General features: G+C 71.7%; 23 protein-coding genes and 1 pseudogene. 13 read left to right on the top strand and 11 right to left on the bottom strand.

What is annotated here, in order from left to right:
• Positions 1-17: 17 nt before the first annotated feature.
• Positions 18-779: a creatininase family protein gene (locus ACTWPP_RS09090; RefSeq protein WP_443103699.1), complete on the top strand. Its 762-nt coding sequence runs from the start codon at positions 18-20 to the stop codon at positions 777-779.
• A gap of 3 nt (positions 780-782) precedes the next feature.
• Here ACTWPP_RS09090 and ACTWPP_RS09095 read toward each other — a convergent pair.
• From ACTWPP_RS09095 to ACTWPP_RS09135, 9 genes and pseudogenes are all read right to left on the bottom strand, one after another.
• Positions 783-1,628 (bottom strand): annotated as a pseudogene (locus ACTWPP_RS09095) (lysylphosphatidylglycerol synthase domain-containing protein); the annotation flags it as partial.
• The gene (locus ACTWPP_RS09100; protein ID WP_443103700.1) at positions 1,556-2,350 is read right to left on the bottom strand and encodes a class I SAM-dependent methyltransferase; all 795 of its coding nucleotides are present in this window, start codon (positions 2,348-2,350) and stop codon (positions 1,556-1,558) included. The pseudogene ACTWPP_RS09095 and the gene ACTWPP_RS09100, both read right to left, overlap by 73 nt.
• Positions 2,347-3,420 (bottom strand): glycosyltransferase family 4 protein, encoded by a 1,074-nt coding sequence (locus ACTWPP_RS09105; protein ID WP_443103701.1) that lies wholly within the window; start codon positions 3,418-3,420, stop codon positions 2,347-2,349. Before ACTWPP_RS09105 ends, ACTWPP_RS09100 begins: the two co-directional genes overlap by 4 nt.
• On the bottom strand, positions 3,417-3,815 hold the full coding sequence (locus ACTWPP_RS09110) for a 6-pyruvoyl trahydropterin synthase family protein (protein WP_443103702.1): 399 nt from the start codon (positions 3,813-3,815) through the stop codon (positions 3,417-3,419). The genes ACTWPP_RS09105 and ACTWPP_RS09110 overlap by 4 nt, the downstream gene beginning before the upstream one ends.
• 33 nt (positions 3,816-3,848) lie before the next feature.
• Positions 3,849-4,820 (bottom strand): zinc-dependent alcohol dehydrogenase, encoded by a 972-nt coding sequence (locus ACTWPP_RS09115; protein ID WP_443103703.1) that lies wholly within the window; start codon positions 4,818-4,820, stop codon positions 3,849-3,851.
• Positions 4,777-5,634 (bottom strand): CDP-alcohol phosphatidyltransferase family protein, encoded by an 858-nt coding sequence (locus ACTWPP_RS09120; protein ID WP_443103704.1) that lies wholly within the window; start codon positions 5,632-5,634, stop codon positions 4,777-4,779. Before ACTWPP_RS09120 ends, ACTWPP_RS09115 begins: the two co-directional genes overlap by 44 nt.
• Positions 5,631-6,305 carry a GTP cyclohydrolase II gene (locus ACTWPP_RS09125; protein WP_443103705.1) on the bottom strand — a complete coding sequence of 225 codons (675 nt, stop codon included), beginning with the start codon at positions 6,303-6,305 and terminating at the stop codon, positions 5,631-5,633. The genes ACTWPP_RS09120 and ACTWPP_RS09125 overlap by 4 nt, the downstream gene beginning before the upstream one ends.
• A gap of 111 nt (positions 6,306-6,416) precedes the next feature.
• A complete protein-coding gene (locus tag ACTWPP_RS09130) occupies positions 6,417-7,163 on the bottom strand; it encodes a nucleotidyltransferase domain-containing protein (protein WP_443103706.1) in 747 nt (248 codons plus the stop codon).
• The gene (locus tag ACTWPP_RS09135) at positions 7,160-7,849 is read right to left on the bottom strand and encodes a nucleotidyltransferase domain-containing protein (protein ID WP_443103707.1); all 690 of its coding nucleotides are present in this window, start codon (positions 7,847-7,849) and stop codon (positions 7,160-7,162) included. The genes ACTWPP_RS09130 and ACTWPP_RS09135 overlap by 4 nt, the downstream gene beginning before the upstream one ends.
• A gap of 209 nt (positions 7,850-8,058) precedes the next feature.
• Between ACTWPP_RS09135 and ACTWPP_RS09140 the strand changes: the two genes are divergently transcribed.
• From ACTWPP_RS09140 to ACTWPP_RS09190, 11 genes are all read left to right on the top strand, one after another.
• Positions 8,059-9,375, top strand: coding sequence for an ABC transporter substrate-binding protein (locus ACTWPP_RS09140; protein WP_443103708.1), 1,317 nt, complete (start codon positions 8,059-8,061; stop codon positions 9,373-9,375).
• A 5-nt stretch (positions 9,376-9,380) separates the two neighbouring features.
• Positions 9,381-10,391, top strand: a complete 1,011-nt coding sequence (locus tag ACTWPP_RS09145) for a carbohydrate ABC transporter permease (RefSeq protein ID WP_443103709.1) — start codon at positions 9,381-9,383, stop codon at positions 10,389-10,391.
• Entirely contained in the window at positions 10,388-11,218 is an 831-nt protein-coding gene (locus ACTWPP_RS09150) for a carbohydrate ABC transporter permease (protein WP_443103710.1), read from the top strand. The genes ACTWPP_RS09145 and ACTWPP_RS09150 overlap by 4 nt, the downstream gene beginning before the upstream one ends.
• A gap of 50 nt (positions 11,219-11,268) precedes the next feature.
• A complete protein-coding gene (locus tag ACTWPP_RS09155; RefSeq protein WP_443103711.1) occupies positions 11,269-12,921 on the top strand; it encodes a glycoside hydrolase family 13 protein in 1,653 nt (550 codons plus the stop codon).
• Positions 12,922-12,931: 10 nt separating this feature from the next.
• The gene (locus tag ACTWPP_RS09160) at positions 12,932-13,978 is read left to right on the top strand and encodes a LacI family DNA-binding transcriptional regulator (RefSeq protein WP_443103712.1); all 1,047 of its coding nucleotides are present in this window, start codon (positions 12,932-12,934) and stop codon (positions 13,976-13,978) included.
• Positions 13,979-14,179: 201 nt separating this feature from the next.
• Positions 14,180-15,448, top strand: a complete 1,269-nt coding sequence (locus tag ACTWPP_RS09165; protein ID WP_443103713.1) for an ABC transporter substrate-binding protein — start codon at positions 14,180-14,182, stop codon at positions 15,446-15,448.
• A 112-nt stretch (positions 15,449-15,560) separates the two neighbouring features.
• Positions 15,561-16,547 carry a carbohydrate ABC transporter permease gene (locus tag ACTWPP_RS09170; RefSeq protein WP_443103714.1) on the top strand — a complete coding sequence of 329 codons (987 nt, stop codon included), beginning with the start codon at positions 15,561-15,563 and terminating at the stop codon, positions 16,545-16,547.
• Positions 16,544-17,446: a carbohydrate ABC transporter permease gene (locus tag ACTWPP_RS09175; protein WP_443103715.1), complete on the top strand. Its 903-nt coding sequence runs from the start codon at positions 16,544-16,546 to the stop codon at positions 17,444-17,446. The genes ACTWPP_RS09170 and ACTWPP_RS09175 overlap by 4 nt, the downstream gene beginning before the upstream one ends.
• A complete protein-coding gene (locus ACTWPP_RS09180; RefSeq protein ID WP_443103716.1) occupies positions 17,443-18,870 on the top strand; it encodes a GH1 family beta-glucosidase in 1,428 nt (475 codons plus the stop codon). The genes ACTWPP_RS09175 and ACTWPP_RS09180 overlap by 4 nt, the downstream gene beginning before the upstream one ends.
• A 37-nt stretch (positions 18,871-18,907) precedes the next feature.
• Positions 18,908-19,918 carry a LacI family DNA-binding transcriptional regulator gene (locus tag ACTWPP_RS09185; RefSeq protein ID WP_443103717.1) on the top strand — a complete coding sequence of 337 codons (1,011 nt, stop codon included), beginning with the start codon at positions 18,908-18,910 and terminating at the stop codon, positions 19,916-19,918.
• 224 nt (positions 19,919-20,142) lie between these two features.
• Positions 20,143-20,628 (top strand): nucleoside deaminase, encoded by a 486-nt coding sequence (locus ACTWPP_RS09190; RefSeq protein WP_443103718.1) that lies wholly within the window; start codon positions 20,143-20,145, stop codon positions 20,626-20,628.
• Positions 20,629-20,688: 60 nt separating this feature from the next.
• Here ACTWPP_RS09190 and ACTWPP_RS09195 read toward each other — a convergent pair whose 3' ends face one another.
• Positions 20,689-21,033, bottom strand: coding sequence for a hypothetical protein (locus ACTWPP_RS09195; RefSeq protein WP_443103719.1), 345 nt, complete (start codon positions 21,031-21,033; stop codon positions 20,689-20,691).
• A gap of 71 nt (positions 21,034-21,104) precedes the next feature.
• Complete coding sequence (locus tag ACTWPP_RS09200) at positions 21,105-21,503, bottom strand: SSI family serine proteinase inhibitor (RefSeq protein ID WP_443103720.1); 399 nt, start codon at positions 21,501-21,503, stop codon at positions 21,105-21,107.
• Positions 21,504-21,820: 317 nt separating this feature from the next.
• Here ACTWPP_RS09200 and ACTWPP_RS09205 point away from each other — a divergent pair, with 317 nt between their 5' ends.
• Positions 21,821-22,303: a nuclear transport factor 2 family protein gene (locus ACTWPP_RS09205; RefSeq protein WP_443103721.1), complete on the top strand. Its 483-nt coding sequence runs from the start codon at positions 21,821-21,823 to the stop codon at positions 22,301-22,303.
• The last annotated feature ends 89 nt before the right edge of the window (positions 22,304-22,392 follow it).

Consider the following 22,392-nt stretch of genomic DNA (forward strand, 5'->3'; position numbering starts at 1 on the left):
TGCGGCAGAGTGTGGGCATGTTGCCGATGCACACGAGTTCCGAGGAACCGGACGTCCCGGTGGCGGTCCTGCCGATCGGGAGCCACGAGCAGCACGGCCCCTTCCTGCCGCTCGCGACGGACACGGTGATCGCCTGCACGATCGCGCGTGAGGTCGCGAAGGCTCATCCGGTTCGGACGCTCCCGCCCGTGACGATCTCGTGCTCGCACGAGCACGCGGCCTGGCCCGGGACGGTGAGCATCTCGGCGGCGACCCTGCACGCGGTGGTCCGGGACATCGCCGAGTCGCTGCGCAGGTCCGGTGTGCCGAAACTGGTGCTGGTGAACGGGCACGGCGGCAACTACGTGCTGGGCAACGTCGTCCAGGAGGCGCACGGCGACATGGCGCTGTTCCCCGGCCCCGACGAGTGGACCGAGGCGCGGAAGGCGGCGGGCATCGAGACGTCGAACGACGGCGACATGCACGCCGGGGAGCTGGAAACGTCGATCCTGCTGCACGCCCACCCGGAACTCGTGCGGGACGGGTACGAGACCGCCGATCACCTGGCCGACGACCGGCGGCACCTGCTGACGGCGGGGATGGCCCCCTACACCGCGTCGGGCGTCATCGGGCGGCCGTCACTGGGCGGCGCCGGCAAGGGCCGGGACGCTCTGCGGAGCCTGGTCGCGGCCTTCGGGGACTGCCTCGCGGCGCTTCAGCAGCAGGGTGGCGGCGCCGGGCAGGCACGCGACGAACGTGAGCACCCCGTACACGACGGAGACGGTCAGGCCCTGCGCTGACCCGAGCCCGGCGGCGCCGAACGCGACGGCGAGGACGGCCTCGCGGGGACCCCAGCCGCCGACGTTCACCGGCAGCACCATCACGAGCAGTGCCAGCAGGAGCAGCGGCACCAGGGTGACGAGGGGCGCCGCCGCGCCGACGAGGCGGGCGGCGACCACGAACAGGGTCAGATGCCCGGCCAGGGCGGCGACGGACAGCACCACGACGGCGGGCCAGATGTCGAGGACGGCGCGCGCGTCGGCGACCATGGCCGCCAGGGCGCGGTGGCGCCAGCGCGCCAGGACGAGCAGCACGCTCAGGACGACCGCGATCGTGACCAGGGCCGGGGTCATGACCGGCGCCATGGCCGACAGCACGGCCGGCTGGGTGAACAGGACGGCGACGCCCACGACGACCGGGACGACCTGGCCCGTCACCCTTTCGAGGAACACGGCCCTCACCCCGCGGGCGACGTCACCGGACCGATGACCGTGGCTGACCGCGCGGTGGACGTCGCCGAGAACCCCCGCGGGCAGCACCGCGTTGAGGAACTGGGCCTTGTAGTAGTTCGAGACGGCCTCGGTCATGGGCAGCCGCAGGCCGAGGCGCCGGGCGACCAGGCACCACCGGGCCGCGCTGAGCGCGGTCGTCAGCAGCCCGATGGCGAGGGCGATGACGACGGACCGGGCGTCGATGGCCTGGAACGCGTCCACGAACGCGTCGGTGCTGTGCCACCACAGGAGCCCGGCGAGGATGCCGACCCCGGACAGCAGGCGCAGCCAGGGCCACAGCTTCTTCACGATGAACCCCCGGGGAGAGCGAGCAGGTCGACGTGGTGGATCTCGACGGTGAGCCCGCCGGCGGCGCATTCGGCGAGCCGCCGGCGCAGGTAGCCGCCGGCGACCCGGTCCAGGCCGGGACGCTGCTCGGCGGCGGCCGCGACCCAGCCCCGCAGCCACTCGGCGGTCAGCGCGGCCTGGTCGGGGCCGAGCCGCCACGGGCTCGGGCGCGTCCGGACCGACGCGCCGCGCCGCCCGAACGCCGCGGTCGCGGCGGTGACGGCGTCCGGCCCGAGGAGGCCGTCGCGGCGCTGGTGGGCGTCGAACGCGGCGGCGATCTCGGCGTCGAGCGGGTCTGCCGGCGACAGCCGGACCCGTCCGACGACCGACAGGGTCAGCAGCGCCGGGCAGGCCGTCGCGGCGGCGAGGGCCTCGACCTCGGCGGCGGTCAGCACGTCCAGCAGCGCGGACGCGGTGACCAGCGACGCGCCGACGAGGTCGGACGCGCGCAGCGATCCGAGGTCGCCCTTGCGGGTCTCGATCGTCGCGGGCAGCCCGTCCGCGGTGACGTAGACGTTGTCGCGGGCCCGGTCGAGCAGTTCGGGATCGTGGTCGTACAGGATCCAATGCTGCGGTCCGCGCAGCCGGCCCGACAGCCAGCGTCCCAGGGAGCCGGTGCCGCAGCCGAGATCCCAGATGACCAGCGGCTCACCCGGCGGGAGCGCGTCCCGGAGCGGGTCGAGCAGCTCGGAGGCGCGGGCGGCGGCGTCGGCGCCCTCCCGCAGCGCCAGCCATGAGGGATCGAAACTCATCGGGTCTCCCTGCGCAGGCGGGACAGGACGGTGGCCATGCCGCGGGCGGTGTCGTCCCAGCCGGGCAGCATGCCGCGGCGCAGCCGGGCGGCGGCGCGCAGCCGGCTCCGCAGCTCGGGTTCCACCAGCCAGCGGCGCAGCGCCGCGGCCAGCGCCGCGGGATCGTCCGGCGGGACGAGGAGCCCCGGGACGGCGCCCGTGGGGTCCCAGCCGAGCGTGTCGGGGACGCCGTCCACCGACGTCGCGACGACGGGGACGCCGCGCGCGAGGGCCTCGGTCACGACCATCCCGTACGTCTCGGCGCGGGACGCGAGGACGGCGAGGTCGGCGCCGGCGTAGGCGTCGTCAAGCCGCTTGCCGGTCAGCGGCCCCTCAAGGTGGATCCGCTCGCCGAGGCGGTGCCGGGCGATCAGGCGGTGCAGGCGCGTCACGTACTCCGGGTCGCGGCGCAGCGGCCCGACGAACTCGCAGTGCCACGGCAGGTGCGCGAGAGTGGCGAGGGCCTCGACGAGGACGTCGTGGCCCTTGCGCGGCGTCACCGACGCGACGCACAGCAGGCGGGTCGTCCCGTCGGTGCCGGCCGCGAGCGACGCGGGGTCGGTCCCGGGGGTGACGGCGTGGACGCGGGACGCTTCGAGGCCGTGGTGGGAGATGAGGTGCTCCTTGGCCCACGGGCTCGTCGCCACGACGGCCCCGGCCGCCTCCAGCACCCTGCGCTCGCCCGCGTTCAGGTCGTCCTGCCCCGGTTCGTCCGCCAGCGGGAGGTGGACGAGGACGGCGAGCCTGAGCCGGCTCGCCTCCGGGACGACGATCTCCGGGACGCCGCACGCCACCAGGCCGTCCAGCAGGACGACGGCGCCGTCCGGCAGCGCCGCGAGCGACCGGGCGAGACCGGTCCGGGCCGCGGCGTCGGGGCGCGGCCACGCCCCCGGCATCGCCATCTCCCGGACGGTGCGCCCCGACGCCGTGAGCCCGTCGCGCAGCCGCCGGTCGTAGTGGTTGCCGCCGCTCGGCACGTCGGCGTCGTCGATGTCGCCCGGGACGACGAAGCGGATCTCGTGACCGCTCACAGCGCACGCTCGTAGTCGGCCCACGCGACGTGCGACTCGTGCAGTGCCACTTTGATGCCGGCCAGGCCGCGGGCGTTCTCGCCGAGCGCGCCCGCGTGGACCCGTTCGGCGAGCCGGTCGGCGATGACCTTGGCGAGGAACTCCGTCGAGGTGTTGACGCCCGCGAAGTCCGGCTCGTCGTCCAGGTTGCGGTAGTTCAGCCCGCCCAGGACCTCGCCGAGCTCGCGGGTGGCGAGCCCGATGTCGACGACGAGGCCGTCGGGGTCGAGGCCGCCCCGGCGGAACGTCGCGTCCACCACGTACGTCGCGCCGTGCAGCCGCTGCGCCGGGCCGAAGACCTCGCCGCGGAAACTATGGGCGATCATGACGTGGTCGCGGACGGTGATGCCGAACAAGGTCGTCCTCCAGGTGGTCGGGTTCGAAAGGACTCAGTAGGTGATTCGGTGGCAGAGGGCCGGAAGTTCACCGCTCGCCAGGCGCGGCATGATCCGCGGCAGGTCGCCGAAGGCGCTCTCGCCGGTGATCAGCGCGTCGAACGCGGGGTCCGAAAGCAGCCGCAGCGCCAGCGCCAGCCGGTCGGCGAAGCTCCGCCGCGCCCGGCGGGCCGGCGGCACGGCCCCGACCTGGCTGCCCCGGACGGTCAGCCGCCGCGAGTGGAAGAACTCGCCCAGCGGGACGCTGATCCGCCGGTCGCCGTACCAGCTCAGCTCCACGACCTCCCCCTCCGGCGCGAGCAGTTCCAGTGACCGGGCCAGCCCCGCCTCGGTGGCGCTGGCGTGGACCACCAGGTCGCAGCCGCTCTCGGCCTCGTCCGGGAGGACGAACCGGACACCGAGCGCCCGCGCGACACCGGCGCGGGACGGGTCGGTGTCGACCAGCTGGACGTCGGCGCCCGGGAACCCGGCGAGGACCCCGGCGACCGAGCAGCCGACCATCCCGGCGCCCACCACGGCGATGCGGTCGCCGACGAGCGGCGCCGCGTCCCACAGCGCGTTCACGGCGGTCTCCACCGTCCCGGCCAGGACGGCCCGCTCCGGCGGCACCCCGTCCGGGACCGGGCAGACCGCGCCCGCCGGGACGACGTACCGGGTCTGGTGCGGGTAGAGGCAGAACACATGCCGGCCGGCCAGCCCGGACGGGCCGTGCTCGACCACGCCGACGTTCAGGTACCCGTACTTGACCGGGCCCGGGAACGTCCCGTCCTGGAACGGCGCCCGCATGATCGCGTGCTGGTTCGGGGGGACGCCGCCGCGGAAGACGATCGACTCCGTCCCCCGGCTCACCCCCGAGCGGACCGTCCGGACCAGCACCTCACCCGGCCCCGGCTCCGGCAGGACGACGTCACGGATCTCCCCCTCACCGGGCGACCGGATCCAGAAGGCGCGGGCGTCGCGCTCCATCCGTGCTCCTCCCCCGACTCGACCGGGCCCCCGGCCGGCTCGTGTGCCGCCGCGTGAACAGCCACGCGACGTCCCGTCCGAACGACCACAGCAGCAGCGCGAGCGCCGCCGCCGCCAGCAGACCCGCGTACGGGACGACGCCCGCCGCGGCCACCGTCAGCGCCACGCCCTGCACCACCGCGACGCCCTTGCGCGCGACGCTCGGCCGCAGGTCCGCACGCAGCCACGGCGCCGCCCACGCGGCCGCGCCGAACACGTACCGCATGGCCCCGATCGCCAGCACCCACGCCCCGGCGGACCACGCGACCTGCACGCTCAGCACCAGCACGAGGAAGGCGTCGACCTCCATGTCGAACCGGGCGCCGAGCTTCGACGCCGTCCCGGTGCGCCGGGCGACCTGCCCGTCCACCCCGTCCAGGACGAGCGCCACCGACGCGACCGCGACCAGCGTCCACGTGTGTCCGTCACCCATCAGATGCCCCGCCACCAGGGCCGCGACACCGCCCGTGAGCACAACGCGCCCCAGCGTGACGTGATCGGCGGGCCCCAGCGTCCGCCGCCCGCGGAACGCCGCGCTGAGGACGCCCCACGACGCCAGCGCGTACACGACGCCCACGGCCACGCCCGCGATCCCGGGCCGCAGCAGCGCCAGCAGCGCGAACTGCAGGCCGGCCGCGGCCGCCAGCTCGACGTTCCGGGTCGGCGGGAACCGCTTCGCGCGCGGTGACCCGAAGGTGTACCGGGCGGGCGGCGGGGCGGTACGGATCGGCCGCGTCACCGGCTGCGGCCGCGTGACCGCCATCGGCCGCGTCATCCGTGGACCTCGCTGACCGGTGCCTCACCGAGCGCGGCGGCGTCGAGCCGGGGGCCGTCCAGCTGCGGGAGGTCGTGGCCGAGGCGGTCGCGTTTGGCGGTGAGGTAGCGCACGTTGTCGTCGCTGACCGGGACGAGGAGCGGCACGCGCGCCGCGACGGCGACGCCGTAGGACTCCAGCGCGCTCACCTTGACCGGGTTGTTCGACAGCAGCAGCACGGACCGGACCCCGAGATACCCGAGGATGCGCGCCGCCGGCCCGTAGTCGCGGACGTCCACCGGCAGGCCGATGGCCGTGGCGGAGTCCACGGTGTCGAGCCCCTGGTCGTCCTGCAGGATGTGGGTGCGAACCTTCGCCACCAGCCCGATCCCGCGCCCCTCGTGCCCGCGCAGGTACACCAGGACACCGGCGCCCTCGCGGACGATCGCGTCCAGCGCCGCGCCGAGCTGGTCCCCGCACTCGCAGCGCGTGGCGGCGAAGATGTCGCCGGTCATGCACTCGGAGTGCGTTCGCACGAGCACGTTCTCCCGGCCCCGGATGTCGCCCCGGAAGAGCGCCATGTGCTCGTGCCCGTCGACCGGGTCCCGGAACGCGACGGCGCGGAACACGCCCCGCCGGGTTCTGAGATCCGCCTCCGCGATGTCCTTCTGGTCGATGCCCTGGTCCCGCATCGCTCCCCTTCCTCGGCTCCGCAATCACCCGTGGTACGTGGCGGACGCACCAGGTGGTTGCGTTGAACAGTCCGTATATCCCAGTGGCACGGAGGGGAGACGCCGCAAGGTTCAGCGTAGGCGCGTTCGGACCACGAGGTCGTGCAAGGCACGGAAGTTCGCGGTGTGTTCTGGGAGGTCGCTGCGGTCGCGTTCCTCTTTGAGGCGTGCGGTGAGCGCGGCCGTGTCGGCCTGGAGGCGGGACGGGGCGGGCGCGTCCCCGGGCAGCGCGCCGTGCTCGGCGGCGCGCTTGGCCTCGATCAGGTCGGGCAGGTAGGCCGGCCCGTCGCCGGCGAGGCGCGTCAGGTCGGCCTCGATCTCGCCCGCCCGCATCAGGTGGATGCCCGTCAGCAGGACGCGGAACGTGTAGAGGAGCGGCTTCAGCTCGTTCGTCTTCTCGAACGCCTTCCACTGGGTTCGGGCGAAGCCCAGGTAGTGGTGCGCGTGGTGGAAGGTGAGAAGTCCCGGGACGAGTTCCTTCAGTTCTTCGTGCACCGGCGACGTGGTGACGACGAGCGGCGACATGACCTGTTCCAGGACGTACCCGTTGCGCCGCAGGAGGAGGCCGCAGAACTTGCCCAGGTCGTGAGTGACGGCGTCGGCCTCCACGCCCGCGTGGTCCCACATGAGGGTGACGGTCTCGTCTCCCGTCTTCAGGCCGACGATCTCTTCGAGGGGCAGCAGGTGCACGCCGCGCAGGTCGACGTCGGAGTCCTCCGAGGGGAACCCGTACAGGTGGGCGCCGCTGACCGTGACGAACGCGCGGGGATAGGGGTGGCCGGCCGCGAGACGGTCGAGCATGCCTTCGGGGAGGTTCACCGGTCGACGCTCCTGCGTCGTACGGAGATCAGCAGTTCCTCGACCTCCGCGCGGCCGGGTTCGGGGGGCAGCGGGCTGCCGTCCAGGGCCTGGTCCAGGTCGGCGGCGAGGGCGGCGCGCCAGGCCTGGATCTCGTCCCAGCCGACCTCGCCGCGCCGGACGGCGAGGAGCCGGTCGCGCTGGTCGCCGACGTCGACGCGCGGCTCGCCGTGCCGGACGAGGTCCAGGCCGCTGATGAGCAGCCGCAGCATGTGCATGACGTGCTTCCAGCGCGGCAGGCCGCCGTTGCGCAAGTCGCCTTCGAGCTTGCGGAACTGCGCCTCGGCGTAGCGGCGGAAGGTGCGGTGCGCGTGCCGGGACAGGAAGGCGGGCCGGACGGCGAGAAGCTCCTCGCCGACCGGGGTGACCTTCTCGACCAGCGGCGACCACAGGCACTCCAGGACGGTCGGGTTGGCGGCCAGGGCCAGCTCGCAGAACCTTTCCAGCTCCCAGGAGAACTGCTCGGGCAGCGGGCCGTCCAGGTGGGTGGGCGGCTTAATGAAACGCCAGAACAGCGGGGCGGGCGCCGCGTAGACGCCGCGCCGGTCGACGTCACTGTCATCGGTCGCCAGCCCGTAGGCTCGCGACCCGGTCACGACCGACAGGACCGTGTGGTCGCGGACGAGGTCGAGTGCGCTGTCGTTCACGGGGGCAGCCTGGCGCAGGCGCCGCGGCATGTCGACCCGGTTTGCCCGGAGCCGTTGTAAAGAGTTACAGATCGGCCACGGACTTGCTGAAAGTTTCTGCAAGGTGTTTACGAGACTGAAACGCGTTGCTAACGTCCCGCTCCAGCCACCCCAATCCCCGACCTGCGGGACGACGGCCCCCGAAGGGGCGTCCCGCTAAGGAGGACACCATGCGGCGCATCCCCCAGATCGGCGGCGCCCCTCTCGTCGGCACCGTCGTCTGCGCCGCCCTCGCGCTCTCGCTCACCGCCTGCGGCGGCGATGACGACGGCGGCTCGCAGGGCGGTACGAGCGCGGAGAGCCTGCGGGGCCGCGGGCCGATCACGTTCGTGACCGGCAAGGACCGGTCCGGCAACCTGCAGAAGCAGGTGGACGGCTGGAACGCCGACCACCCGGAGGAGCAGGTCCGCGTCATCGAGCTGCCGGACGAGCCGAACGACCAGCGTCAGCAGATGATCCAGAACGCCACGACGAAGTCGGACGCCTACTCGGTGCTGAACCTCGACGTCGTGTGGACCGCCGAGTTCGCCGCCAACCGGTGGCTGACCGAGCTTCCCAAGGACAGGATCGACCTGGCGGCGATGCTGCCGGCGACGATCAAGACCGGGCAGTACCGGGGCCGGCTCTACGCGGTGCCGTCCACGTCGGACGCCGGGATGCTGTACTACCGCGAGGACCTCCTCGACAAGGCCGGGATCTCCGAGCCGCCGAAGACCTACGACGAGATGTGGGACGCCTGCGACAAGGTGCGGGAGCTGCCCGAGGGCGAGGACGTCGACTGCTACTTCACCGAGGTCAACAAGACCGAGAGCATGACGATCAGCGCGGTCGAGGCGATCGCCGCCGCGGGCGGCTCGATCATCGGCGAGGACGGCAAGCCGACGCTGAACACCCCGCAGGCCGAGCAGGGCGTCGAGTTCCTGGTGAACGCCAAGAAGACCCGGATGCCGGACGAGGCCGTCACGCTCGACACCGAGGGCGGGCGCCGCTACTTCCAGTCAGGGAAGCTGCTGTTCCAGCGGCAGTGGCCCTACCAGTACGCGCTGGCCGACTCCGACGACGGCTCGTCGGAGGTGGCGGGCGACTTCGCGGTCGCGCCGCTGCCCGGACCGGACGGCCCCGGCGTCGCGAACCTCGGCGGGCACAACCTCGCGATCTCCGCGTTCGCGAAGAACAAGGCCACCTCGCTCGACTTCATCCGGTACCTGACCGGCGAGGCGGCGCAGCGCGCCAACCTGCTCGCGACCTCGCAGGCCCCGACGATCGCCGCGCTCTACGACGACCCGGAGATGGTGAAGAGGTTCCCGTACCTGCCGGTCCTCAAGCAGGCCATCACGACCGCCAGGCCGCGTCCCGTCGCGGTGAAGTACGGCGACGTGACCGCCGCGATCCAGGGCGAGATGTACGACGCCGTCACCGGTGAGAAGACCGCCGAGCAGGCACTCTCCGACCTGCAGGCGAAGCTCCGGCCGCTGACCGCGCAGTGAGCGGCATGACCGCGACCCACGACGAGAAGCCGTCCGCCGCGGGAGCCCCCGCGGCGGACGCGCCGCGCGGACGCCGCGCCAAGGGCGACGTGCAGGGGACGAGGCGGCTCGCGGCACTGCTGCTGTCCCCGACGCTGCTCGTCCTCGCGCTGGTCATCGGCTACCCGGTCCTCGCCGGCTTCCGCGAGTCGCTCTACGCGCGGGGCGAGGGCCTCGACGCCCAGGGGTTCGTCGTGGAAGGCGACCGGTTCGTCGGCCTCGGCAACTACACCGCGATCTTCCAGGGCGACCGGGCCGAAGCGTTCTGGAACGCCTTCGGCAACACGACGTTCTTCACCGTCACCACCGTCGTCCTGGAGACCGTGATCGGCGTCGCGATGGCGCTGATCATGCACCAGATGTTCCGGGGACGGTCCGTGGTGCGCGCCAGCATCCTCGTCCCGTGGGCGATCCCGACCGCGATCTCCGGCCTGCTGTGGCGGTGGATCTTCCAGGCGGACGGCGCCGCGAACGCGCTGCTGCGCGAGCAGATCCTGTGGACCGCCGACGGGTTCCCCGCCAAGATGGCCGTCGTCGTCGCCGAGGTGTGGAAGACCTCCCCGTTCATCGGGCTGCTGGTCCTCGCCGGGCTGCAGATGATCCCCCGGGACGTCTACGAGGCGGCGCGGGTGGACGGCGCCGGCGCGGTCCAGCAGTTCTGGCGGATCACGCTGCCGCTGGTCAAGCCCGCGCTGCTGGTCGCCGTGCTGTTCCGCATGCTGGACGTGCTGCGCATGTTCGACCTGCCCGCCGTCCTGATCGGCGTCAACCAGAAGTCCGTGGAGACCCTGACGATGATCGCCTGGTTCGAGGCGTCCAACCTGCGGTACGGGTCGGCGGCGGCGTACGCGACCGTCCTGTTCCTGTACATCGCGCTGATCGCGTACCTGTTCGTGAAGCTGCTCGGCGCCGACATCATCGGCGAGGCGCGCCGGCACCCCGGACGCGGCGGCAGGCGGAAGAAGGTGGCCGCGTGAACGGCTCCCTCACCCGCCGGACGCTGTCCTACCTCGGGTTCGCACTGGTGGCGGTCTACTGCCTCGCGCCGTTCTACTGGATGACGATCTCGGCGTTCCGCCGGCCGCAGGACCAGTTCGACAACACGATCATCCCGGTGCGGTGGTCGTGGGAGAACTTCTCCGCGGTGTTCTCCGGCGACAACGGGTTCGGCCGCGCGCTTGTGAACAGCCTCATCGTGGCCGGCAGCACGACCGTGCTGACGCTGCTCATCGGCACGTTCACCGCGTACGCGCTGGCCCGGCTGGACTTCCGGTTCAAGAACGCGGTCCTCGGCCTGATCATCGCGACCACGATGTTCCCGGGAATCTCCCAGCTGGTTCCGTTGCTGAAGCTCTTCACCGACATCAAGTGGATCAATACCTACCAGGCGATGGTGCTGCCGAGCCTCGGGTTCGCGCTGCCGCTGTCGGTCTGGCTGCTCACGGCGTTCTTCCGGCAGCTGCCGTTCGAGCTGGAGCAGGCGGCGATGGTGGACGGCTGCACCCGCGGCCAGGCGTTCCGCAAGATCATCATTCCGCTGGCGGCGCCCGGGGTGTTCACCACGGCGATCCTGACCTTCATCGCCGCGTGGAACGAGTTCCTCATCGCGCTGTCCATGGTCAACAAGAAGGAGATGCAGACCGCCACGGTCGCGATCTCCAAGTTCACCGGCGTCTCCGGGTTCGACCAGCCGTTCGGCACCCAGATGGCGGCGGGCGTGATCGTGACCGTCCCGCTGATCGTCGTGGTGCTGGTCTTCCAGCGCCGGATCGTCGCCGGCCTCACCGCCGGCGGAGTCAAGTGAACCGAAGTGAACCGAGTGCACGCCGACAGCTACCGATCCGAAGGATGTTCATGACCCAGGACACCCTTATCGTCCCCGCCGAGAACCTCGCCGCGCCTGGCCACACGGGGGGCGGCGCCCGCTGGTGGCGCGACGCCGTCATCTACCAGGTGTACGTGCGCAGCTTCGCCGACTCCGACGGGGACGGCGTCGGCGACCTGCCGGGCATCAGGGCCAGGCTGCCGTACCTGGCCGGCCTCGGCGTCGACGCGCTGTGGCTGACCCCGTTCTACGTCTCCCCGATGGCCGACTTCGGCTACGACGTCGCCGACTACCGCGACGTCGACCCGCTGTTCGGCACGCTCGCCGACGCCCGCGACCTGATCGCGGACGCGCACGCCCACGGCCTGCGGATCATCGTGGACGTCGTCCCCAACCACACCTCCGACCGGCACGCCTGGTTCCGGGCCGCGCTCGCCGCGTCCCCCGGCTCCCCCGAGCGCGCCCGCTACATCTTCCGCGACGGGCGGGGACCGGACGGCGCCGAGCCGCCCAACGACTGGGAGTCGGTGTTCGGCGGGCCCGCCTGGACCCGGCTGCCGGACGGCCAGTGGTACCTGCACCTGTTCGCCCCCGAGCAGCCCGACCTCAACTGGGAGAACCCCGAGGTCCACACCGAGGTCGCGGACATCCTGAAGTTCTGGCTCGACCTCGGCGTCGACGGCTTCCGGGTGGACGTCGCGCACGGCATGGCCAAGGCGCCGGGGCTCCCGGACGTCGGCCACACCGACCAGGTCGAGATGCTCGGCACGGCCGTCCTGCCGTACTTCGACCAGGATCCCGTCCACGACATCCACCGCGCGTGGCGCCGCCTGCTCGACTCCTACGACGGGGAGCGGATCGCCGTCGCCGAGGCGTGGGCGCCGACCCCCGAGCGCCTCGCCGCCTACACCCGCCCGGACGAGCTGCACCAGGCGTTCAACTTCCACTACCTGACCGCGCCCTGGGAGGCGTCCGGGATGCGGAAGGTGATCGACGAGTCGCTGCGCACCGCCGGGGCGGTCGGCGCGCCCGCGACCTGGGTGCTGTCCAACCACGACGTGAAACGGCACGTCACCCGGTACGGCGACGGGGAGCGGGGCCTGCGGCGCGCCCGCGCGGCGGCGCTGCTGACGCTCGCGCTGCCCGGCTCGTCCTACGTCTACCAGGGCGAGGAGCTCGGCCTGCCCGAGGTGCTCGACCTGCCGGAGGAGTTCCAGCAGGACCCGCAGCGGCTGCGCGGCGAGGGCGCGGGCCGCGACGGCTGCCGCGTCCCGATGCCGTGGGAGGGCGAGGAGCCCCCGTTCGGGTTCGGCGCGGGCGCCGACTCCTGGCTCCCGATCCCCACCGAATGGCGCGACCTCACGGTCGCCGCGCAGCACGCCGACCCGGGCTCCATGCTGTCGCTCTACCACGAGGCGCTGCGCGTCCGGCGGGAACATCCCGCGCTCGGCGACGGCTCGCTGCTCTGGCTGGCCAGTCCAGCGGGCACACTGTTGTTCGTCCGGGAAACGGCGGACGGGGACCGGCGGCTCGCGTGCGCCGTCAACATGGGCGGCCGTACCGCCCGCGTCCCCGCGCACGGGACCCCGCTCCTCGCGAGCGGACCGGTCCACACGGACGGGGACCACGTCGAACTGCCCCCGGACACCGCACTGTGGTGGGACGTCAAGGAGGACGGCTAATTTGAAACCCATGACGACACGCCTGGCGGACATCGCGGTACACGCCGGGGTGAGCGAGGCGACCGTGAGCCGCGTGCTCAACGGCAAGCCGGGCGTGTCCCCGACCACGCGCCAGGCGGTGCTGACCGCCCTGGACGTGCTCGGCTACGAGCGCCCGGCCCGCCTGCGCCAGCGGCGGGCCGGGCTGATCGGGCTGATCATCCCCGAGCTGACCAACCCGATCTTCCCGGCGTTCGCCGAGGTCATCGAGAGCGCGCTGGCCCGGCACGGGTACATGGCGGTGCTGTGCTCGCAGGCGCCGGGCGGCATCGCCGAGGACGACTACATCGAGATGCTGCTGGAACGCGGCGTCGCCGGGATCATCTTCGTCAACGGCCTGCACGCCAACGCCAACTCCGACCGGGCGCGGTACGCGCGGCTGCTGGAGCAGGCGCTGCCGATCGTCCTGGTGAACGGGTACCGGCCCGACATCGACGCCCCGTTCATCTCCAATGACGACGTCGCGTCGCTGGAGGCGATCGTCGCGCATCTGGCCGCAATGGGCCACCGGCGGATCGGGCTGGCGATCGGCCAGGACGTGTACGTGCCGACGCGGCGCAAGACCGAGGGCTTCCGGCGCGGCATGGCGGCGCACACCGACCTGACGCCCGACGAGGTGGACGGGCTGATCGTCAACACCATGTACACGGTCGAGGGCGGGCAGGCGGCGGCGACCCGGCTGCTCGACGCGGGCTGCACGGCGATCTGCGGCGGCAACGACATCATGGCGCTCGGCGCGATCCGGGCCGCCCGGCAGCGCGGCCTGCGGGTGCCCGCGGACGTCTCGGTCACCGGCATGGACGACTCGCCGCTGACCGCCTACCTCGACCCTCCGCTGACCACGGTCCGGCAGTCGGTGCGGGAGATGTCGATGGCCGCCGTGAGCACCGTCCTGGACGAGATCCGCGGGGCCCGCGCACCCCGCACGGAGCTGCTCTACCGGCCGGAACTCGTCGTCCGGCGCTCGACGGCGCCGGCCCCGGCGGCGGCCCGGCTGGCACCCGCCGAGAAGAGTTGACCGGGGGCTGACCACGGGTCGGGACGGGCCTGACCAGCCTCGCTCCTCGGCTAGCTTGTTGTAACGGTTCTATTTCGGCGCATTGACAGTGAGCCCGGTCACGGTCTTTCATCCGTGGGAGCGCTCCCACACACCTGGAAGTCACCAACCTGAGAGGGGTCCGCCATGAGGGCCATCATGCGGCGCGGACTGAGTACGGCGATGGCTGCGGTACTCGTCGGCGGCCTGGTCGTCGCCTGCGGCGGGGACGACGACGGCGGCGGCTCGGACGGCGGTCCGGTCGAGCTCACCGTCGACGTCTTCGGCGAGCCGGGCTACGACGCGCTCTACAAGCAGTACGAGCAGTCCCACCCCAACGTCAAGATCAAGCAGCGCAAGGTCTCCAGCCTCGACGAGTACAAGCCGCGCATCCAGCAGTGGATGGCGACCGGCAGCGGCGCCGGCGACGTCGTCATGCTGGAGGAGGGAATCCTGCCGCTCTACATGCAGCAGGCGGCCAAGTTCGTCAACCTCTACGACCACGGCGGCAAGGGGCTGCAGCAGAACTTCCTGCCCTGGAAGTGGCAGATGGGCATCAGCCCCGACGGCAAGCGGCTCGTCGGGCTCGGCACCGACGTCGGCCCGCTCGCCATGTGCTACCGCAAGGACCTGTTCGAGAAGGCCGACCTGCCGACCGATCGCGAAGAGGTCGGCAAGCTCTGGGCGACCTGGGACGAGTTCCTCGCCACCGGGCAGAAGTTCCAGGAGAAGATGCCCGACAGCAAGTGGCTGGACGGCCCCACGGCCGTCTTCCGCGCCACCGTCCTGCAGAACGCCGGCAACGGCCCCGGGCACAGCTTCTTCGACAAGGAGAACAACCTGGTCTACGAGTCCAACCCGGCCGTGAAGCAGGCGTTCGACACGACGCTGAAGTTCGAGCAGAACAAGCTCACCGCCGACATGTCGATCTTCACGCCGCCGTGGCAGACGGCGCTCAAGCGCGACACGTTCGCCACCGTGCCGTGCCCGTCCTGGATGCTCGGCGGCATCGAGGAGTTCTCCGGTGAGGCCGGCAAGGGCAAGTGGGACGTCGCGACCACCCCGGGCGGCTCCGGCTACTGGGGCGGCTCGTGGCTGGCCGTTCCCGAGCAGACCAAGCACGCCAAGGAGGCCGCGGAGCTGGCCAAGTTCCTGACCTCCCCCGAGGGCCAGGTCGGCGCGTTCAAGGAGGCGAAGGTCTTCCCGTCCTCGCCGCAGGCCGCGCAGGACCCGGCGGTCGCGGGCGCCAAGAGCGAGTACTTCAACGACGCCCCGATCGGCAAGATCTTCGGTGAGCTGGTGGCCTCGGTGAAGCCGGTCCACCTCGGGCCGAAGAACGAGGACGTGCGGGCCGCGGTCGAGAACGTCCTGGTCTCGGTGGGCCAGGGCAAGCAGGACGCCGGCGGCGCATGGGGCAAGTCCGTGGAGGAGGCTGAGAAGGCCGCCAGGTAACCCCCGGCGACCTCCAGACCACGGCGGCGGCGCCGTGCCGTTACCTCCCCGCCGGCGCCGCCGCCGTACCCATCTCCCGCTCAGTCCCGTCCTCGGAAAGGAGGCGCACGACGTGACCACCGATCTGCGCCCCAGCCGGAACGGCCCCCCGCCCTCGCCGGCGAAGGCCCGTCCGCGGCCCGGCCGCACCTGGCGGGCACGGCTGGCCAAGCTCGACGTGAAGGGCGCTCCCTACGCCTTCATCTCGCCGTTCTACCTCGTCTTCCTGATCTTCGGCGCGTTCCCTCTGGTCTTCACCCTCTGGGTGTCCCTGCACGACTGGGAACTGGCGTCCGGGACACGCGAGTTCGTCGGGCTGGACAACTACGACTACCTGCTGACCGACGCCGACTTCTGGCACGCCACGGTCAACACCATCGGGATCTTCGTCATCGCGACCGTCCCGCAGCTGCTGCTCGCGCTGATGGTCGCCAACGCCCTGAACCGGCGGATGCGGGTCCCGACCCTGTTCCGGATCGGGATGGTCGCCCCGCTGGTGACCTCGACCGCCGCCGTCGCGATCGTGTTCACCCAGATGTTCGACAAGGACTGGGGCATGATCAACTGGGCGATCGGTCTGGTCGGGATCGACCCGATCGCCTGGAGCAGCAGCCGCGGCTGGTCCTGGCTGGCCATCGCGCTGATGGTCGACTGGCGCTGGACCGGCTACAACGCGCTGATCTACCTGGCCGCCATGCAGGCGATTCCGAAGGACCTCTACGAGGCCGCCGCGATCGACGGCGCGTCCCGGATCCGGCAGTTCTGGCAGATCACCGTCCCGCTCCTGCGTCCCACGATCCTCTTCACGGTGATCATCTCGACGATCGGCGGGTTGCAGCTGTTCACCGAGCCCGTCCTGTTCAGCATCCACACGCCGAACAAGATGGACGGCGGCCCGTTGCACCAGTTCCAGACGATCACGATGTACATGTACGACAACGCGTTCGGCAGTGACCGGTACGGCTACGGCGCCACCGTCGCGTGGGCCCTGTTCGTGATGATCATCGTGTTCTCCCTGATCAACTTCATGGCCGTGCGGCGCACGGGAGGCACCAAGTGACCACGCTCCTGGCCGGCCCCGGCAACCGGCGCGCCGAGGGCAAGCACGCCGCCGCGCGCCCCGGCCGCTTCCGCGGCCTGTGGAACGCCAGCCCGCTGACCTACCTCACGCTGATCGTCGCGCTGGTGCTGTCGATCTTCCCGATCTACTGGATGATCGCCGTGGCGACCCGCACCAACGACGTGGTCGCCGACGTCCCGCCGCCGATGCTGCCCGGCGGCAACGGCGCCGAGAACGTCGACCGGCTGTTCGGCAACCCCGACGCCTACTTCGCGCAGGGCCTGCTGAACTCCGCGATCGCCTCCGGCGCGGTGACGATCTCCACGGTGTTCTTCGCCTCGCTCGCCGGGTTCGCGTTCGCCAAGCTGCGCTTCCGCGGCAAGAACGGGCTGCTGCTCATCATCATCGCGACCATGATGATCCCGGTGCAGATGGGCATCATCCCGCTCTACATGATCATGGTGGAGCTGGGCTGGCAGAACCAGCTGCAGGCCGTCATCGTCCCGTTCCTCGTCACCGGGTTCGGCGTGTTCATGATGCGGCAGTACGCCGAGCAGGCCGTCCCCGACGAGCTGATCGAGGCGGCCCGCGTCGACGGATGCAGCACGTTCGGCATCTACTGGCGCGTCGTCCTGCCGGCGCTGCGGCCGGCCGCGGGCGTCCTCGGCCTGTTCACGTTCATGCAGACCTGGAACGAGTTCATGTGGCCGCTCGCGGTGCTGAACCCCGACAACCCGACCGTGCAGCTGTCCATCAACAACCTGGCGAACGCGCACTTCCAGGACTACACGCTCATGTTCGCCGGCACCAGCGTGGCGGTCCTGCCGCTGCTCATCGTGTTCATCATTTTCGGCCGCCAGATCATCGGCGGAATCATGGAAGGTGCTGTTAAGGCGTGACCTCCCTCAAGCACGACACCAGCGCGGCCTCCGCCGCCGCACCGTTCCCGACCGGGTTCCGCTGGGGGGCCGCCACCGCCGCTTACCAGATCGAGGGCGCCGCGAGCGAAGGCGGGCGCGGCCCGTCCATCTGGGACACGTTCTGCCGCACCCCCGGCAAGGTGCTCGGCGGCGACACCGGCGACGTCGCGGTGGACCACTACCACCGGTTCCCCGAGGACGTGGCGCTCATGTCCGACCTCGGGCTGACCGCGTACCGCTTCTCGATCTCCTGGTCCCGGGTGCAGCCGTCCGGGACCGGGGCGTTCAACCAGGAGGGCCTGGACTTCTACCGGCGCCTGGTCGACGCGCTGCTGGAGGCCGGCATCGAGCCGTGGCCGACCCTCTACCACTGGGACCTTCCGCAGCCCCTGGAGGACAAGGGCGGCTGGCCCGAGCGGGAGACCGCCCACCGGTTCGCCGAGTACGCGGCGCATGTGCACGCCGCGCTCGGCGACCGGGTCCACCACTGGACGACCGTGAACGAGCCGTGGTGCGCGGCGTTCCTCGGCTACGCGTCCGGGGAGCACGCGCCCGGGCGCCTCGACCCGTCCGCCTCCCTGATGGCCGCCCACCACCTGATGCTCGGCCACGGCCTCGCGGTCGAGGCGATGCGGGCCCGCCACCCCGACAACCGGTTCGGCGCCGCCGTCAACCTGTACGCGGTCTCCCCCGCGACCGACGACCCCGCCGACGTCGACGCGGCGCGCCGCATCGACGGGCTGCAGAACCGGCTGTTCCTCGACCCGCTGCTCCTCGGCCGCTACCCCGAGGACGTCCTCGCGGACACCGCCCGGTACGGGTTCGTCCCGGCGGACGGCGACCTGGCCGTGATCAGCCGGCCGATCGACCAGCTCGGCATCAACTACTACTCGCGGCACACCGTCGCGGGCACGCCCGGCGAGGCGGCGCAGACCGCGTCGTCGCCGTTCTCCACGCACTCCCCGTGGGTCGGCAGCGACCATGTCCGCTTCGTTCCCGCCGGGCGTCCCGTCACCGGTATGGGCTGGGAGATCGACGCGGACGGCCTGCACGAGGTCCTCACCCGGCTGCACCGCGAATACCCGGAGATCCCGCTGTACATCACCGAGAACGGCGCGGGCTACGACGAGGCGCCGGACGGAAATGGCACGGTCCAGGACGAGGGGCGCATCGCCTATATCGACGCACACTTGCGGGCATGCCACGACGCCATCGCCGACGGCGTAGCGCTTCGCGGCTACTTCACCTGGTCCCTGCTGGATAATTTCGAGTGGGCTTGGGGTTACTCCAAGCGTTTCGGGCTGGTCCACGTCGACTACGCCACGCAGCGCCGGGTGCCCAAGGACAGCGCACGGTGGTACGCAGGGGTGATCCGGCGGGGCGGTCTGCCGGAACGGGGCTGACCCGCACGGGGCGGACGGTACGGACGAAGGGGGCCAGATGACGGGCAGCAGCACCCGTCCCACGCTGGAGGCGGTCGCGGCGCGGGCCGGCGTCGGGCGTGGCACGGTATCGCGGGTGGTCAACGGATCACCGCGGGTCAGCGCGCAGGCCCGCGAGGCGGTGCTGAAGGCCATCGACGAGCTCGGGTACGTGCCGAACCGCGCGGCCCGCACGCTCGTCACCCGCCGCACCGACACCGTGGCGCTCGTCGTCGCCGAGTCCGACCAGCGGCTGTTCGACGAGCCGTACTTCGCCGGGATCATCCGGGGGATCAGCAACGGCCTCGGCGACACCGGGCTGCAGCTCCTGCTCGCCCTCGCCCGCTCCCCCGCCGAGTACGGGCGGCTGGAGGAGTACCTCACCACCCAGCACGTGGACGGGGTGCTCCTCACCTCCCTGCACGCCGAGGACCCGCTGCCCGCCAGGCTGGAGGCCAACGGGGTCCCGACCGTCCTCGGCGGCCGCCCGCCGGGCCTGTCGCCGGTCAGCTACGTCGACGTCGACAACCGCAGCGGCGCCCGCGAGGCCGTCGGCCACCTGATCTCCGGTGGCCGGCGGCGGATCGCCACCATCGCCGGCCCGCAGGACATGGGGGTGGGCATCGACCGGCTGGCCGGCTACCGGGAGGCCCTCGCCGCCGCGGGCCTGCGCGAGTACGTCGAGTACGGCGACTTCGGGGAGGCCAGCGGCATCGCCGCCGCGGAGAAGCTGCTGGCCGCCGAGCCGGCCCTGGACGCGGTGTTCGCGGCCGACGACCCGATGGCGCTCGGCGCGCTGCGCGTCCTGCACCGGCACGGCCGGCACATCCCCGACGACGTCGCGGTGATCGGCTTCGACGACTCGGCCGCCGCTCCCCTGGCCGACCCGCCGCTCAGCACCGTCCACCAGTCGCCGGAGGAGATGGGCCTGGAAATGGCCCGCCTCCTGGTCTCCCGCATCCGCGGCGAGACGGTCGAGGACCCGGTGGTCATCCTGCGCCCCCACCTGGTCATCCGCGAGTCCGCGTAGCTTATTGCAGTGCCCTTGGCGTCAGGCGCTGGAGCGCCTTCCTTCGGCGGGCACTGCGTGCGATCGCTGCATCGCTCCGAACTCGCCTTGCGGCTCGCTGCGCGATCAGGTTTCTCGCTTCGCTTGAAACCTGCCTTCGGACGCGATCGCGACGATTGAGGTTGTTGCTTGGTCGGGGTGGTGGCTGGGCGGTGTCTAGCTGGGGAGATGCCTATGATCGGTTGATGGGTTATGAACCGACAGCTGCTGAACTCGTCCACTTGAACCGCTGTGTCGAGCTGGCGGCCGAGGCGCTGGAGGCGGCCGACGAGCCGTTCGGGTCCGTCCTGGTCTCCGCGTCCGGCGAGGTCCTGTTCGAGGACCGCAACCGCACCGCGGACGGCGACCAGACCCGCCACCCCGAGTTCGAGATCGCCCGCTGGGCGGCCCGCAACCTCAGCGCGGACGAGCGTCGCGCCGCCACGGTGTTCACGTCCGGCGAGCACTGCCCGATGTGCTCGGCCGCGCACGGCTGGGTCGAGCTCGGCCGCATCGTCTACATCCTTTCGTCCGCGCAGCTGACCGCGTGGCGCACCGAACTCGGCGTCCCGCCGGGGCCGGTCACGCCGTTCCCGATCCAGCAGGTCGTGCCTGGTATCCGGGTGGACGGCCCGGTCGCCGCCCTGGAGTCCACGATGCGGGACCTGCACGTCCGCGCCTGCACCCCGTGACGTGCGGCGTGCCGCCCCCCATGGTCGGCGGACGGGGACGGCACGCCGCGGCTCAACCGGTCACCGCCTTGTCAGCGCCTCGGGCCGGATGGTCAGCGCCTCCAGCCGCTCGACCGCCGCGCGCCAGTCGCACGGGATCCGGCACCGCGTCGTCCGGTGCCCGCGGTAGGTGAGCGTGTAGGTGAAGTGGTCGGCGACGTCGCACCCCGCCGCCGAAGACCTCGTGGTGACGACGCGGCCCAGCGCGTCACGCAGGCCGCGCATTTCCTCGTCCTTGAGCGTGATCTTCGCGCCATTGACGACGGCCGTCCCGGTGGCACCGACGGTCACCCGTTCCCGAATTCCGGCGAATCCGCCGGTGCGCTCGTAGGTGACGAGAACATCCGGCCCGGTGAAAGCGAGCATTGTGGCCCTCCATTCGATGCGGGCCGCCGGACAGCTCCCCGCTCCCATCCCGGCGGCCCGCGGTCCGTGGGTTACTCGCCGAAAAGAATTCCGCCGGTGTCGCGCATGGCGGCGCACCGGTTCGGATAGGTCCGCGCGAAATGGCGCGGCTCGCCGCGCCAGGTGCCGTCGGCGCTCACCCGGACGGGCGCGTACTCCAGCGTGCACGGCCCCTCTCGCACGGGGATCCGCGCCACCCGCCCGTCGGCGGATTGAAGCTGGTCACAGGCCTGTGATGCGGCACGGAGCGTCCCTCCGTCCGGGTCGCACCACAGGGTCCGCGCGGTGACGGGGCCCTCCTGCGGCGCCACCATCAGCAGGTAGGCGCCGACGGGCTCCGCCGCCCGCGCCTGTGCCGGCGCGGCGTGCGCGAGGATCGCCATTCCGGCCAGTACGGCGGCCCACCGGAAACGGGCACGCGACATGTGCATGTCTTCCTCCCTGGATTGCCCGCCGCGATCTGCGGCAATGGCCGGCGGGACGTCGATTTGTGGTGGACGTCCCGCCGCATCCAGACATTAGGCGCCACAAACTCCCACAAACAAGGCCATCTTCCGTCCCAACCTGGCCACCCGTTAACACTTAAATCAAGTCTGCCCAACCGTGCAATGCACATTGCCGCTGAATGACCAGAAAATGTGCTATCGGGAGGCGGGACGCACTCGCGCGTCCTGCTCAACGGGATCGGGCGCGGAACCGCGTCGCGCGAGGACCATGATCGGACGGCGAGCCCGAACCGGAGGCGATCATGTCCACTGCTCCCGCCGACCAGCCGAGCCACCAGGCCGTCGCGAACCTCGTCTTCCGCTACGCCGAATGCGTGGACGGCGCGGACTTCGCGGGAATCCGCGACCTGTTCGCCGACGCCGTGTTCACCGGCGGCGGCGGCTCACTGCGCGGCGGCGACGCGATCGCGGCCATGTTCGAGAGAACGGTGATCGTCCACGACGACGGCACCCTGCGCACCAAGCACATCACCACCAACCTCGCGATCGAGGTCGACGAGGAGGCCGGCACGGCCCGCTCGACGGCGTACTACACCGTCCTCCAGGCCGTACCGGCCCTCCCGCTGCAACCCATCGCCTGCGGCACGTACGCCGACACCTTCGAGCGCCGGGACGGCCGCTGGCGTTTCGCCGAGCGCCGCATCACCCTCGACCTCGTCGGCGACGTCAGCCACCATATGCGCCACCCCGAAAAGCTCCCACCCCACGTACGCCCGACCGGCTGATCCGCGGGCCGGAGAGCGCCGAGTCGCGCGACCTGCGGGCCGAGCAGGACGTCGAGGTCGAGCGCTCCGCGCACGAGCGCATCCGTCAT

This window comes from Actinomadura sp. 3N407, assembly GCF_052245875.1.
Taxonomy (GTDB): Bacteria; Actinomycetota; Actinomycetes; order Streptosporangiales; family Streptosporangiaceae; genus Spirillospora.

Coding starts and splice junctions, on each gene's coding strand:
- ACTWPP_RS09090 (WP_443103699.1), top strand. CDS start 18: ATGTTGCCGATGCACACGAGTTCCGAGGAACCGGACGTCCCGGTGGCG.
- ACTWPP_RS09100 (WP_443103700.1), bottom strand. CDS start 2,350: ATGAGTTTCGATCCCTCATGGCTGGCGCTGCGGGAGGGCGCCGACGCC.
- ACTWPP_RS09115 (WP_443103703.1), bottom strand. CDS start 4,820: ATGGAGCGCGACGCCCGCGCCTTCTGGATCCGGTCGCCCGGTGAGGGG.
- ACTWPP_RS09120 (WP_443103704.1), bottom strand. CDS start 5,634: ATGACGCGGCCGATGGCGGTCACGCGGCCGCAGCCGGTGACGCGGCCG.
- ACTWPP_RS09125 (WP_443103705.1), bottom strand. CDS start 6,305: ATGCGGGACCAGGGCATCGACCAGAAGGACATCGCGGAGGCGGATCTC.
- ACTWPP_RS09140 (WP_443103708.1), top strand. CDS start 8,059: ATGCGGCGCATCCCCCAGATCGGCGGCGCCCCTCTCGTCGGCACCGTC.
- ACTWPP_RS09145 (WP_443103709.1), top strand. CDS start 9,381: ATGACCGCGACCCACGACGAGAAGCCGTCCGCCGCGGGAGCCCCCGCG.
- ACTWPP_RS09155 (WP_443103711.1), top strand. CDS start 11,269: ATGACCCAGGACACCCTTATCGTCCCCGCCGAGAACCTCGCCGCGCCT.
- ACTWPP_RS09160 (WP_443103712.1), top strand. CDS start 12,932: ATGACGACACGCCTGGCGGACATCGCGGTACACGCCGGGGTGAGCGAG.
- ACTWPP_RS09165 (WP_443103713.1), top strand. CDS start 14,180: ATGGCTGCGGTACTCGTCGGCGGCCTGGTCGTCGCCTGCGGCGGGGAC.
- ACTWPP_RS09185 (WP_443103717.1), top strand. CDS start 18,908: ATGACGGGCAGCAGCACCCGTCCCACGCTGGAGGCGGTCGCGGCGCGG.
- ACTWPP_RS09190 (WP_443103718.1), top strand. CDS start 20,143: ATGGGTTATGAACCGACAGCTGCTGAACTCGTCCACTTGAACCGCTGT.
- ACTWPP_RS09195 (WP_443103719.1), bottom strand. CDS start 21,033: ATGCTCGCTTTCACCGGGCCGGATGTTCTCGTCACCTACGAGCGCACC.
- ACTWPP_RS09200 (WP_443103720.1), bottom strand. CDS start 21,503: ATGCACATGTCGCGTGCCCGTTTCCGGTGGGCCGCCGTACTGGCCGGA.
- ACTWPP_RS09205 (WP_443103721.1), top strand. CDS start 21,821: ATGTCCACTGCTCCCGCCGACCAGCCGAGCCACCAGGCCGTCGCGAAC.